Raw genomic sequence first — 13,258 nt, 5'->3', positions numbered from 1 at the left:
ATGCAAAAAGGTTCCGCTCGGCTCGGGAACATTCGATAGTGCGAAAGACAAGGGTTGCAAACAAGAACGCAACGCCAAGTAAAAAATGGTGCCCGGAAGAGGACTCGAACCTCCACGCCGTTGCCAGCGCCAGCACCTGAAGCTGGTGCGTCTACCAATTCCGCCATCCGGGCACGAGACACGCGGGCTTTTCCTTGTGTCGGGTAGGCGCGCTCATTTAAGCGATTAGGTGATATTGTCAACGTCTGTGCCGCCTACGCGGCGGATTAAATGTGGCTGTTGCCAGGGCCATGCGCAGGTCGGCCTTGAAAGCTGCCGAGCGGTGGTGCAAAGCGCGCGCATGATTTCTCGCTGGCTGACGGAGCATATATGCAAGGCAAGTTGATAACGGTTTTTGGTGGCGGCGGGTTTTTAGGCCGCTACGTCGCGCAAGCACTGCTTAGTCAAGGCGCCCGGCTGCGTATTGCGAGCCGCAACGCCAATAGCGCCAACCACATCAAGCCACTGGGCAATTTGGGCCAAGTGCAATTGATGGAAACCGACATTCGCAAGACCGCCAGCGTAAAGCGCGCGATTATGGATGCCGATGCTGTCGTCAATCTGGTGGGCAGCTTTGCCAATATGGATGCCGTTCAGAATATTGGCGCAGGCATCGTGGCGCAGGCCGCAGCAGAGGCAGGCGTTGGCGCTTTGGTCCACATCTCCGCGATTGGCGCCGACGCGCATAGCAACGCCGAATATGGTCAAAGCAAAGCGGGCGGCGAAACTGCCGTTCATGCGGCGTTTCCATCGGCCGTCATCTTGCGGCCATCGATTGTGTTCGGCCGCGAAGACCAGTTCATCAACCGCTTTGCCGGACTGATCCGCATGCTGCCTGTAGTGCCTGTCATTGGTGCAGCCACAAAATTTCAGCCAGTATATGCCGGCGATGTCGCACATGCTGTTGCTGCTGCGCTGGGGCATCAGGATGGGCGCGTGCTTGAGCTTGGTGGGCCGGAGATCTTCTCAATGATGGAACTCAACCGCTGGATCGCCAAGGCTATCGGTCATGATCCCCTATTCGTTGAAGTGCCCGATATCGCGGCAAAGATACTCGCCAAGGGCACAGGCTGGATGCCCGGTGCGCCGATTACCAACGACCAGCTTAAAATGCTAGGCAGCGACAATGTGGTGACAGGCACCGACGGGCTGGCGGCTTATGGCATCGTGCCGACGCCGTTAGATGTCATTGCCGCCGATTGGTTGAACATTTACCGCAAGCATGGCCGCTTTGGCGGCGGTTCCAAAGCATGAGCGATACAATGATCGCGTTGCTTCTCGGCTTTATTGAGGGGCTAACCGAATTTTTGCCTGTATCATCAACTGGGCACCTTATTTTAGCGGGTGAGCTGGTTGGCTTTACCGACAATAGCTCCGTGGCTTTTAAGATCGCAATCCAGCTCGGCGCGATCTTGGCGGTTTTATTGGTGTATTGGCGGCGGTTTTGGGCGGTAGGCACAGGGCTGCTGAAGCGGGAGGCTGGCCCTGTCGCCTTTACACGCAATATCCTATTGGGCTTTGCCCCTGCTTTGGTGATTGGCGTGGTGGCGTATGATGCCATTCGCGCCGCGATGCAGACGCCAGAGATTGTTGCCATAGCGCTTATTGTTGGCGGCATCATCATCCTTGTGTTGGAACGCGTGGTGAAGACAGTGCGTTTCCATGCGGTTGAGGAAATTCCCTTTGGCACCGCTTTGTCCATCGGCCTTGTTCAATGCACAGCGATGTTGCCGGGCGTAAGCCGTTCGGGCGCGACGATCATGGGCGGCCTGATGATGGGTGTGGAGCGCAAGACAGCAGCGGAATTTTCCTTCTTCTTGGCGGTACCCACCATGATGGCGGCGACGGTCTATGCATTGTGGAAAGACAGGGCGCTTTTGAACGCGGACGATCTGGGGATGATTGGCATTGGATTCACCATGGCATTTCTGGTCGCGGTCTTTGTGGTGAAGGCCTTTGTCGCCATTGTCGGCAGATATGGCTTTGCACCCTTTGCTTATTACCGAATCATTGCGGGAACGGCGGCGTTGATATGGCTTAGTATGCGCTAAGTTCCGAAACGGACCTTTTAATTTGAAATATAATTGCGCGCGCGTAAATTATCGTCTCAAAATGGGTTGGTTTAGTCAATAAAGCTGCCCTATTATTGGATTTTTGCGTGACAGCACTTGCCCGCCGCGTTACGCGCAGCGCTTCTGAAGGAGCGTATTGTGGCAAAAGATCCGATGCTGAAATTTGTTTCGAAGCCGCAGGCTTATCCGCACAAGCGGGAAGCCGAATTGCGTGCGGAGGATTTTGCGGAAATTGCAGATCGCTATGCGCCCGCCGCAGCGGCGGATCAAGCATCGCGCTGTTCGCAATGCGGTGTGCCTTATTGCTCGGTCCATTGCCCGTTGCATAATCATATTCCCGATTGGTTGCGCCTGACCGCCGAAGGGCGTTTGCGTGAAGCCTATGAGATGTCGAACCTGACCAGCACTATGCCCGAAATTTGCGGCCGCATCTGCCCGCAAGATCGCTTGTGCGAGGGCAATTGCGTTATTGAATTTTCGGGCCATGACGCGGTCACCATTGGTTCGGTTGAAAAATATATCACCGATACCGCATGGGAGCAGGGCTGGGTTGAACCTGTCGAGGTCGGGCCATCACGCGGCCAGTCCGTGGGCATCATCGGCGCTGGGCCCGGCGGACTGACGACAGCAGAATATCTGCGCGTCGCGGGCTATGATGTTCATGTTTATGACCGCTATGATCGCATGGGCGGATTGATGACTTATGGCATCCCCGGTTTCAAGCTGGAAAAAGACATTGTCATGCGCCGCGTCAAGCGGCTTGAGGATGCAGGCATCCACTTCCACGCCAATTTTGAGGTTGGCCGCGATGCGTCGTTGGACGATTTGCGCGCGAAGCATGATGCGGTCTTGATTGCCACGGGCGTTTATAAAGCGCGCGCGATTGCAACGCCAGGTATTGGGCTGGAGGGCATTGTCCCAGCGCTGGATTATCTCACCACATCCAACCGCAAAGGCTTTGGTGATGCGGTGCCTGCCTTTGACAGCGGTGCGATGAATGCGCATGGCAAAGACGTAGTAGTGATTGGTGGCGGCGATACCGCGATGGATTGTGTCCGCACCGCAATCCGCCAAGGCGCAAAATCAGTCAAATGCCTTTACCGCCGCGACCGCGAGAATATGCCGGGGTCGCAGCGCGAAGTGACCAATGCCGAAGAAGAAGGCGTCGAGTTTGTTTGGCTATCCGGGCCGAAAGGCTTTGACGGCAATGGCAAGGTCGAGCGCGTGCATGTCGCCAAAATGCGGCTTGCCGCGCCTGATGCCTCTGGCCGCCGCACGCCGGAAAATGATCCTGAGGGCGACTTCACGCTGAACGCCGATATGGTGATTACGGCGCTCGGCTTTGAAGCCGAAGACCTGCCCGTCTTGTTTAACGCGCCTGACCTCAACGTCACACGCTGGGGCACCGTGCGTGTCGATCACACGACGCAGATGACAAACCTCGACGGGGTGTTCGCCATTGGCGACATCGTGCGCGGCGCAAGCCTTGTTGTCTGGGCAATCCGCGATGGCCGCGACGTGACGCAGCATATGCACAATTATCTGAAATCGAAAGCAAGCCGCGAAAAGGTTGCAGCATGACTATATTCTACCCCACGCCCGAACATGAACGCCTTGCCCGTGAAGGCATGTATCATCCGGAGTCCGAAGGCGATGCGTGCGGCGTTGGCTTGATTGCGGCAACCGATGGCAAGCCGTCACGGCGGGTTGTTGCGGCGGGAATTGAGGCGCTGAAAGCCGTCTGGCATCGTGGCGCAGTCGATGCCGATGGCAAAACCGGTGATGGCGCAGGCCTGCATATCGACTTGCCCGTCCGCTTTTTCGACGATGCCATTTCAGACAGCGGCCACCGGCCAATGCCCAACCGGTTGGCGGTTGGCATGGTGTTCCTGCCGCGCACCGACCTGAGCGCGCAAGAAAATTGCCGCACGATTGTCGAGGCGGAGATTATCGACGCGGGCTACACCATTTATGGCTGGCGTCAGGTGCCAGTTGATGTCTCGGTGATCGGCGATAAGGCGCAAGCAACGCGGCCTGAGATTGAGCAGATCATGATCGCTGGCCCAATGCCCGAAGAGGTTGACGCAACCGAGTTTGAAAAGAAACTCTATTTGGTCCGTCGCCGGATCGAAAAGAAGATTATCGCGGCGCAAATCCGTGATTTCTACATCTGCTCGCTGTCGTGCCGGTCGATTGTCTATAAGGGTCTGTTCCTCGCAGAATCGCTGTCGGTTTTTTATCCCGATCTGCAAGACAACCGTTTTGAAAGCCGCGTTGCGATTTTCCATCAGCGGTATTCGACCAACACTTTCCCGCAATGGTGGTTGGCGCAGCCATTCCGTGGCCTTGCGCATAATGGTGAGATTAACACCATCCGTGGCAACCAAAATTGGATGAAGAGCCACGAAATCAAGATGGCCAGCATCGCCTTTGGCGCGCAGTCGGATGATATCAAGCCTGTGATTCCGGCAGGGTCATCGGACACTGCTGCATTGGACGCCGTGTTTGAAACCTTGGTCCGGTCCGGCAAGGAAGCACCGACGGCCAAGCTTATGCTCATCCCAGAAGCTTGGCAATCCAACCCCAATTTGCCGGCCACCCACCGTGCCATGTATGAATATATGTCCAGCGTCATGGAGCCATGGGATGGCCCCGCGGCTTTGGCGATGACCGATGGCCAATGGGCCGTTGCTGGCGTCGATCGCAACGCGCTGCGTCCGTTGCGCTACAGTAGGACGTCGGACAATTTGCTGGTGATCGGCTCGGAAACCGGAATGGTTGTCCTGCCCGAAACGACGATATTGGAAAAAGGCCGCCTTGGTCCAGGCCAAATGATTGCCGTCAATCTAGATGAAGGCAAATTATACCGTGACGGCGAGTTGAAGGACCGCATTTCGGCCGAGCAGGATTATGGCGCATTGGTCGCCGGATTCCGCCGCATCGCCGACCTGCCCGACGCTGGTGGGGATGCCCCCCCCGCATGGTCGCGCGCGGAACTGACCAAGCGTCAGATCGCTGCGGGCATGACATTGGAAGATGTCGAAATGATCCTGGCGCCGATGATCGAGGATGGTAAGGAGGCCATTGGGTCGATGGGCGACGACACGCCGCTTGCCGTCATCAGCGACAAGCCACGGCTGATCAGCCAATTTTTCCGCCAGAATTTCAGCCAAGTCACCAACCCGCCCATCGACAGCTTGCGCGAGCGGCATGTGATGAGCCTGAAAACGCGCTTCTCCAACCTTGCCAATATCTTGGAAGAGAAGAGCCAAAATGCCGATGTCTTGGTGCTCGATAGCCCCGTCCTGACCGCGCACGATTGGCGCAGGCTGAAGGCTGCATTTGGCCCGCTTGGTGCCGAGATTGATTGCACCTATGACATCTCGACCGGGCAAGAGGGCCTGCGGGCTGCCATTGCGCGGATCCGTGAAGAGGCCGTGGCCGCGGTGCGCATGGGCAAATCCGAACTGTTCCTGACCGACGAGAATATCAGCGCGGATCGCGTGGGCATCGCGATGATCCTCGCGGCGGCGGCTGTGCACACGCATTTGGTCCGCAATGGCCTACGCAGTTACTCTTCAATCAATGTCCGTTCCGCCGAATGTTTGGACACGCATTATTTCGCTGTACTCATTGGCGTGGGCGCGACCACAGTGAACGCCTATCTTGCTGAGGCGGTGATTGCCGATCGGCATAGTCGCGGCCTGCTCGATGGCTATAGCTTGACGCAAGCGGTCGAAAATTACCGCACCGCGATCAACGAGGGGCTGCTGAAGATCATGTCCAAAATGGGCATTGCCGTCATCTCTAGCTACCGTGGCGGCTATAATTTTGAGGCGGTTGGCCTGTCGCGCGCGTTGGTCAACGACTTCTTCCCCGGCATGCCGAACAAAATTTCGGGCGAAGGATATCACTCATTATATGTCAACGCCCGCGACCGTCATGATGACGCGTTTGATGCCGCCGTTGCCCGCCTGCCTGTGGGCGGATTTTATAAGCAACGTGACGGTGGTGAGGAACATGCTTATTCCGCCGGCCTGATGCACTTGTTGCAAAGCGCGGTCGCGAATGACAGCTACTCGACCTACACGCAATTTGCGCAGGGCGTGAAGGAACTGCCGCCGATTTATTTGCGCGATTTGCTGGAATTTAACTTCGCCAAAGAACCTGTCGCGATCGACGAGGTTGAGGCCATCACCGAAATCCGCAAGCGTTTCGTGACACCCGGAATGTCGCTTGGCGCACTATCGCCAGAGGCGCATGAGACATTGGCCATTGCTATGAACCGCATCGGCGCGAAGGCCGTTTCGGGTGAAGGCGGCGAAGACAGCAAGCGTTTCAAGCCTTATGAAAATGGCGACAATGCCAATAGCGTGATTAAGCAGATCGCCAGCGGCCGCTTTGGTGTCACCGCCGAATATCTCGGCGCTTGCGAGGAAATCGAAATCAAGGTCGCGCAGGGCGCAAAGCCGGGCGAAGGCGGGCAATTGCCGGGCTTCAAGGTGACCGAAATGATCGCGCGTCTGCGGCACTCGACACCGGGCGTGACGCTGATTTCTCCGCCACCGCATCATGACATTTACTCGATCGAAGATTTGGCGCAGCTGATTTACGACCTCAAGCAGATTAACCCGCGTGCGCGGGTCTGTGTGAAGCTGGTCAGCGCGGCGGGCATTGGCACGATCGCCGCGGGCGTTGCCAAGGCGCATGCCGATGTCATCTTGGTCTCCGGCAATGTCGGCGGCACGGGCGCAAGCCCGCAAACCAGCATCAAATATGCAGGTACCCCATGGGAAATGGGGCTGTCCGAGGCGAACCAAGTGCTCACGCTCAACGGCCTGCGCCACCGCGTCAAATTGCGGACCGATGGCGGCTTAAAAACCGGACGCGACATTGTGGTCGCCGCGATTTTAGGCGCTGAAGAATTTGGCATTGGCACACTCAGCCTTGTCGCCATGGGCTGCATCATGGTGCGGCAATGTCATTCGAACACCTGCCCCGTTGGCGTGTGTGTTCAGGATGAGGCCTTGCGCAAGAAATTCACGGGCACGCCGGAGAAAGTCATCAACCTGATGACCTTCATCGCCGAAGAAGTCCGTGAGATACTCGCTAAGCTTGGCTATCGCAGCCTTGATGAAGTCATCGGCCGCACAGAACTGCTTCGGCAGGTCAGCCGCGGGGCCGAGCATCTCGACGATCTCGACCTCAACCCGATTTTGGCCAAGGTTGACGCGCCCGACAGCGCGCGCCGTTTCAGCATCCCGACCTTCCGCAATGAAGTGCCCGACAGCCTGGATGCGCAGATGATCCATGATGCCCGGCCCGTGTTCGAACGGCGTGAGAAGATGCAGCTGACCTATAATGTTCGCAACACGCATCGTGCGGTGGGCACAAGGTTGAGCTCCGAAATCACGCGGTTATATGGCATGAAGGACTTGTCCGAAGGGCATGTCCATGTCCGTCTGCGTGGATCCGCTGGCCAGTCGCTTGGCGCGTTTTTGTGCCAGGGCATTACGCTGGAAGTCTTTGGCGATGCCAATGACTATGTCGGCAAGGGCCTGTCGGGCGGGACAATCATCGTACGCCCAACGGTCAGCAGCCCGCTCACCAGTCAGCAAAATAGCATCATCGGCAACACTGTGCTCTATGGCGCGACATCAGGCCATCTGTTCGCGGCAGGACAAGCGGGTGAACGCTTTGCCGTCCGTAATTCCGGCGCGCATGTTGTGGTGGAAGGCTGCGGATCCAATGGCCTTGAATATATGACCGGCGGTATGGCGGTTATCTTGGGCAAAGTCGGCAGCAATTTTGGCGCTGGCATGACCGGCGGTATGGCATTCGTGCTCGATACCGAACGCGACTTTGCCGACATGGCGAACCCCGACAGCATTATATGGCAACGCCTTGAAAGCGCTTATTGGGAAGAAGAGCTTAAGGCCCTGATCACCGCGCATGCCGAAAAAACCGATAGCGCTTGGTCGAAATCAATCATCGAAGATTGGGACCGCCGGCGCGGCGAATTCTGGCAGATTTGCCCGAAGGAAATGCGCACGCGGCTCAGCCAGCCACTGTCCGATCATGAAGCATTGGAAGCCGCCGAGTAGAATGAGATATGCTGCAGGCCGCTAGGCCTGTTGCGCATACGGAATCGCCACTGGTCAATTGCCGCTTTCCCTGCTTTATTCGTCACCTTGAGTTGTGACGGAGAAGCCTGTTTTATGCGTAGCCTGTTAATCGCCGGATCCTTATTTGCGCTGTCGGCGCCTGCTTATGCGGATGCCAATAATGATCTCACTGCTTTGGTGGATGATGTTTGGGCGACGACGTTGAAAGAGGCGCCTGTCTACGCCAGCGCGCTGGGCGTGAATGATTATGCTCTTGAACTTGGCGATTATACGCTGGCGGCGCAGGACCGTAGGGCCGCCGATGCGGCAAAGTTCCTCGCCCGTTTGGATGCCATTCCCGCAAATGCATTAAGTGCAGCATCGAAGGTGGAGGCGGGCATATTAAGGCGGTCGTTGGTGTCCACCATCGAAGGCAATCAGTTTGGGCAGCGCGCCATCAACTTCACGACCTATTCAAGCTGGCACCAACAACTCGCTAGTATGTCGCGCAACTTGCCGTTCAAGACCAAAAGGGATTTTGAAAGCTACAATGCCCGGCTGACACAATATGGCCGCGTCAATGACGAGAATATTGCCGTCGCCAATGTCGCCATCAAAGGCAAATTTACGCAGCCTTGTGAAACGCTGACGGGATTTGAAGGGACGGTGCGCGGACTGATCACATCCGACATTCGCCAGTCACGTTTTTACGGCCCTTATGCGGCCAAGCGCCCCGAGGGCATTTCGGAAAGCGACTTTGCCGCACTGGCCGCCAAGGCGGAAGCGACGATAAGTAACGTCATCCACCCGGCGCTGGCCAAGCAGTTGGCGTGGTACACCGCAAGCTATAAGCCCGCTTGTGCCAAGGCCCCCGGCGTTTCAGCGCAGCCCAATGGCGCGGCTTTTTACGCCTTTCGCATCCGCGAGGAAACAACGACCAATCTGACCGCAGAGCAAATCCACCAGATTGGCCTCAGCGAAGTATCGCGTATTCGCGCAGAAATGGTCGAGGTCGCGAAAAAGGCAGGCTATCCGAGCCGCGAAGCCTTTATTGAGCATCTGCGTACTGACCCGCAATATTATGCCAAAACGCCAGAGGAGCTGATGGAGAAGGTCGCGCGCGTGACCAAGATCATCGACGGTAAAATGCCCAGCCTGTTCGGCCGCCTACCCCGCCTGCCCTATGGCATAAGGGAAATTCCGGCGGAAACAGCCGAAGGCACAACCACGGCTTATTATAATCCGGGTTCACCCGAAATCGGGATATCCGGCACCTATTTTGTCAACACGTCGAAATTGAACCAGCGCCCGTTCTGGGAAATTCCAGCGCTATCGGTGCATGAAGGGGTCCCGGGGCATCATCATCAGATAGCCTTGCAGCAGGAGCTGCCTTTGTCCGATTTCCGCAAATATGGCGCGTCCTTCACGGCATTTACCGAAGGCTGGGGACTGTATTCCGAGCGGCTTGGAATTGAAATGGGGCTCTATGACACCCCTGCCAAAGATATGGGCCGCCTGTCCTATGAAATGTGGCGTGCGTGCCGCTTGGTGGTCGACACGGGCATTCACGCCAAGGGTTGGAGCAAGCAACAGGCCATAGCCTTCATGACCGACAATAGCGCTTTGTCCGCCGCCAATATCGAGGCGGAGGTGAATCGCTATATTAGCTGGCCGGGTCAGGCGCTCGCATATAAATTGGGTGAGCTGAAAATCCGCGAATTGCGCAACAAGGCGACACAAGAACTGGGCCCCAAATTTGATCTGGCCGCGTTCCATGATGCGGTGCTTGGGCAAGGGTCTGTGCCCCTAGACGTCCTAGAGCAGCAGATTACGGACTGGATTGCAGGCGAAAAAGCGAAAAGCTGATTTAGCTTTTTGGCTGCGGAAGCGGTTCGGCCTCAACGTTGGCCGCTTCTTTGGCGTCAAGCTCAGCCTGCAACTTGGCTTCCCGCTCGGCGCGGCCTTTTTCAAATTCGACGACGCGCGCTTCCACTTCGGCGGCTTCGGCATCAATGCCCGCCATGCGCTTGGCGCGTTCGGCAGCGATCAAGCGACCAAAAGTAATGCCGGGGTCTTGTGCCTTTTCGGCATAAGCCTTGTTAATCTCCGCCAAGCCGCAACCAGTAAAACCGCCAGCGCCAGATGGTGAGCAGGTCATCGTGCCGCTTGCCGCGACATATTCGTAGGATTTAATCCGCTCGGACATCGCTTGGTTGCGCGAGTCATTGGGGTCACTGCGCAAATTGGTCGGGATGCGATAGCGCTCCGCCTCCCCCATACGCGCGCAGACGACGATCTCATCGCCAACACTTTCGGGGCATTTGTCATTGCCATAGATGATGAGCTGATTGATTTTTTCATCGCCAGGCTTCGCAGCCGGTGCATCCTGCGCCGATGCCTGAACCGATAGCATCAAGGCAATGCTCGCGAGCGAAATTCTGGTTATTGCTATCACGAGATCATCTCCAAATTTCTGTGTGCCTGCTTTTGAACATTGCCGGCTGAATGCTTTATGAAGCTTAAATATGTTTCGACACGGCAATCGCGGTGCGGCAACCCATGCGGACCAACGCGCTCATCAACGGATAGGCCGGCGCACGTTCCGCGCCTTGTTCCAAGGCTGTGGCCTTATGTTCTAGTTCATCGGCTTGGAAATCCAAAATCATCGCTGATAATTCGGGGTCACTGTCGCCAATTTCGGCCAACTGCTCGCTATAATGGCGGTCGATTTCGGTTTCGACGGCAACGGTGCACGCCATGGCGGCCTCCGGCCCGATGGCCGCAGAAACAGCGCCAAGCGCAAAGCCCGCGACATTCCAGACCGGGTGCAGAGCCGTGGGACGCACGCCGCGTTCGGTCATCATTTTGTCAAAGGCACTTAAGTGGCGTTCCTCTTGTTCCGCCATATGCGCAATGCTGCGCGCTGCAGGCGTGCGATCGCCCATCACCGCAAGCTGCCCCGCGTAAATCCGTTTCGCACCAAACTCACCCGCATGGTTCACGCGGATCATGCGTTTGATTGCCTGTGTCCGCTGCGCGGTGGTTTTCAAATTTTCTTGTTGCGCCATATCATTGCCAAGATGAGCATTGCGCCGCCGAACGACAAGAGAAAATTATACCCTGCGAGAGAAATGCCAAATAAGGTCCACGGCGCAACGTCACAACGCACCAAGGGGGCGTTCATAATCGACCGGAGCAAATCATCGCCGCTACCCGAAATCGTCGCGGTGCAGGCGGTGAGCCCTTCCCAATAGCCATATTCCACGCCTGCATGAAACCCGCCAATGAGACCGCTGCTGGCGATCGCCAATGCCGCCAGCGCGACCAAGGCGTTACGATAGGCAGCGTTGCTGACGCCAAAAGCGACCAGCGCAATCGCAACCGCCGCAAAATGCGGATAACGCTGCCACCAACACATTTCGCACGGGAAAAGCCCGCCAATATATTGCGACCCATAAGCGCCCACGAGCAACGCAGCGGGTAACAGAAATGCCAACCAATGGGCCTTATCGAATTTTGATGCCATATGCGGTGAACCCTAGAAATCTGTCATGCTGATTTAATGTCAGTATCTTACTACAGCATCGCAACAAAAGTAAGATGGTGAAACAAGTTCAGGATGACGATGGAAGAGGGGCGCCCTCAATTCTTAGCTTTGCTCATCACCCGCTTTGCCGCCAACTTCATCGTCCGGGGGCCAAGCCGTTGCAGCGTTTCCATCGCATAATATAACTGGAAATCCTCTATGCCCTTTGCCTTCAACTGCTCGGCAGTCATGGCGAAGCGGGGATCGTCCGTAAGGTCTTGTTCGAGATCCTTATTATTGTCTTTCAATTCATTGACCAAATGACGGCGCAGGTCGGATTCGCGGATCGACACGCGGTTTTTGTAATCCGGGTCCGTCAACTGCGGCACGCGAATATCAGGCTTGATCCCGCCTTCCTGAACCGAACGGCCCGATGGCAAATGGTAACGCGCGACCGTCAGGCGTAAGCCCGTGTCGCGTGTCAGGGGCAGCACATTTTGCACCGATCCCTTACCAAAGCTGCGTTCCCCCATGACGAGGCCGCGATGATGGTCTTGCAAGGCGCCCGCGACGATTTCAGAGGCCGAAGCCGACCCGGCATCAATCAACACAATGATCGGCGCACCGCCCGTCACGTCACCAGGAACGGCGCGTTCGGCCCACCAGCGGTCCACATTGCGCGGGTCGCGACCCCGCTCGGACACAATCTCCCCCTTCGTCAAAAACGCATCGGATACGACAACCGCCTCATCCAATATGCCGCCCGGGTTGGAGCGCAGGTCGATGATATATCCCAGCGGATTGCCGCCCAAACTCTTCTTAATGCCCGCCACTGCAGAAACAACGTCGGCACCTGTCTGTTCGGAAAAGCCCAAGACGGAGATAATGCCGATGCGGTCTTTCACTTCCCACTGCACGGGTTTCAGATCGATAATCGCGCGGGTCAGCGTGACGTCAAATGGCGCATCGCGGCCGGGGCGGAAAATTGTGAGCTTAATTCTTGTGCCCGGCGCGCCGCGCATGGCCTCCACCGCTTCATCCAAGGTGCCGCCGACAATCAGCTTGCCGTCGAGATGGGTGATGAAGTCGCCGGATTTGATGCCTGCTTTGTCGGCGGGCGTATCCTTAGTCGGCGCGATGACTTTCACCGCTTCGTCCTCAAGCGTTACCGAAAGCCCAAGACCGCCATATTCCCCATCAATTTGCGTCTGCAGCGAACTAAAGTCGGAGCGATCCAGAAAACCGCTATGCGGATCCAAGCTGGACAGCATCCCTTGAATTGCGCCTTCCATCAATTTTTTGTCATCGACCTTGTCGACATAGCTGGATTTGACCTTGCGATAGACAGCAAGGAATGCGTCAAGATCCTCTATCTGCTGTGCCTGAGCTTGTTGTTGCTGCATATTTTGCGCAACGAGCACCGTACCGGGCACGGCTATGGCCGCGACAATGGCAAGGGTGGCGGTCAGCAAGCGGTTCTTCATAAACATTTCCAATTCATCTTATTGTCGCTGCTA

Annotated in this window: 9 protein-coding genes and 1 tRNA gene; 5 read left to right on the top strand and 5 right to left on the bottom strand. The window is 56.6% G+C overall.

Features of this window, described 5'->3' with window-relative positions; all coding sequences use genetic code 11:
* Positions 1–86: 86 nt before the first annotated feature.
* A tRNA-Leu gene (locus ACILP4_RS02415) sits at positions 87–173 on the bottom strand.
* A gap of 196 nt (positions 174–369) precedes the next feature.
* Between ACILP4_RS02415 and ACILP4_RS02410 the strand changes: the two genes are divergently transcribed.
* The 5 genes from ACILP4_RS02410 (at position 370) to ACILP4_RS02390 (ending at position 10,081) form a co-directional block, all read left to right on the top strand.
* Positions 370–1,293: a complex I NDUFA9 subunit family protein gene (locus ACILP4_RS02410; protein ID WP_395619157.1), complete on the top strand. Its 924-nt coding sequence runs from the start codon at positions 370–372 to the stop codon at positions 1,291–1,293.
* Positions 1,290–2,090, top strand: coding sequence for an undecaprenyl-diphosphate phosphatase (locus ACILP4_RS02405; RefSeq protein WP_395619156.1), 801 nt, complete (start codon positions 1,290–1,292; stop codon positions 2,088–2,090). Before ACILP4_RS02410 ends, ACILP4_RS02405 begins: the two co-directional genes overlap by 4 nt.
* 159 nt (positions 2,091–2,249) lie before the next feature.
* Positions 2,250–3,692, top strand: a complete 1,443-nt coding sequence (locus tag ACILP4_RS02400) for an NAD(P)-dependent oxidoreductase (RefSeq protein ID WP_395619155.1) — start codon at positions 2,250–2,252, stop codon at positions 3,690–3,692.
* Entirely contained in the window at positions 3,689–8,215 is a 4,527-nt protein-coding gene (gene gltB / locus ACILP4_RS02395) for a glutamate synthase large subunit (protein ID WP_395619154.1), read from the top strand. The genes ACILP4_RS02400 and gltB overlap by 4 nt, the downstream gene beginning before the upstream one ends.
* A gap of 114 nt (positions 8,216–8,329) precedes the next feature.
* The gene (locus ACILP4_RS02390; protein WP_395619153.1) at positions 8,330–10,081 is read left to right on the top strand and encodes a DUF885 domain-containing protein; all 1,752 of its coding nucleotides are present in this window, start codon (positions 8,330–8,332) and stop codon (positions 10,079–10,081) included.
* A gap of 1 nt (position 10,082) precedes the next feature.
* Here the strand turns inward: ACILP4_RS02390 and ACILP4_RS02385 are convergent, their stop codons facing one another.
* The 4 genes from ACILP4_RS02385 to ACILP4_RS02370 form a co-directional block, all read right to left on the bottom strand.
* Positions 10,083–10,670, bottom strand: a complete 588-nt coding sequence (locus ACILP4_RS02385) for a hypothetical protein (RefSeq protein ID WP_395619152.1) — start codon at positions 10,668–10,670, stop codon at positions 10,083–10,085.
* A 64-nt stretch (positions 10,671–10,734) separates the two neighbouring features.
* Positions 10,735–11,283, bottom strand: coding sequence for a demethoxyubiquinone hydroxylase family protein (locus ACILP4_RS02380; RefSeq protein WP_395619151.1), 549 nt, complete (start codon positions 11,281–11,283; stop codon positions 10,735–10,737).
* Positions 11,262–11,741, bottom strand: a complete 480-nt coding sequence (locus ACILP4_RS02375) for a disulfide bond formation protein B (RefSeq protein ID WP_395619150.1) — start codon at positions 11,739–11,741, stop codon at positions 11,262–11,264. The genes ACILP4_RS02380 and ACILP4_RS02375 overlap by 22 nt, the downstream gene beginning before the upstream one ends.
* 116 nt (positions 11,742–11,857) lie before the next feature.
* Positions 11,858–13,225: a S41 family peptidase gene (locus ACILP4_RS02370; RefSeq protein ID WP_395619149.1), complete on the bottom strand. Its 1,368-nt coding sequence runs from the start codon at positions 13,223–13,225 to the stop codon at positions 11,858–11,860.
* Positions 13,226–13,258: the final 33 nt, after the last annotated feature.

The sequence above is a fragment of the Sphingorhabdus sp. genome (assembly GCF_044239045.1).
GTDB lineage: Bacteria > Pseudomonadota > Alphaproteobacteria > Sphingomonadales > Sphingomonadaceae > Sphingorhabdus_B.
This window is presented reverse-complemented; position numbering and strand designations above follow the sequence as displayed.

Coding starts and splice junctions, on each gene's coding strand:
- ACILP4_RS02410 (WP_395619157.1), top strand. CDS start 370: ATGCAAGGCAAGTTGATAACGGTTTTTGGTGGCGGCGGGTTTTTAGGC.
- ACILP4_RS02405 (WP_395619156.1), top strand. CDS start 1,290: ATGAGCGATACAATGATCGCGTTGCTTCTCGGCTTTATTGAGGGGCTA.
- gltB (WP_395619154.1), top strand. CDS start 3,689: ATGACTATATTCTACCCCACGCCCGAACATGAACGCCTTGCCCGTGAA.
- ACILP4_RS02390 (WP_395619153.1), top strand. CDS start 8,330: ATGCGTAGCCTGTTAATCGCCGGATCCTTATTTGCGCTGTCGGCGCCT.
- ACILP4_RS02380 (WP_395619151.1), bottom strand. CDS start 11,283: ATGGCGCAACAAGAAAATTTGAAAACCACCGCGCAGCGGACACAGGCA.
- ACILP4_RS02375 (WP_395619150.1), bottom strand. CDS start 11,741: ATGGCATCAAAATTCGATAAGGCCCATTGGTTGGCATTTCTGTTACCC.
- ACILP4_RS02370 (WP_395619149.1), bottom strand. CDS start 13,225: ATGAAGAACCGCTTGCTGACCGCCACCCTTGCCATTGTCGCGGCCATA.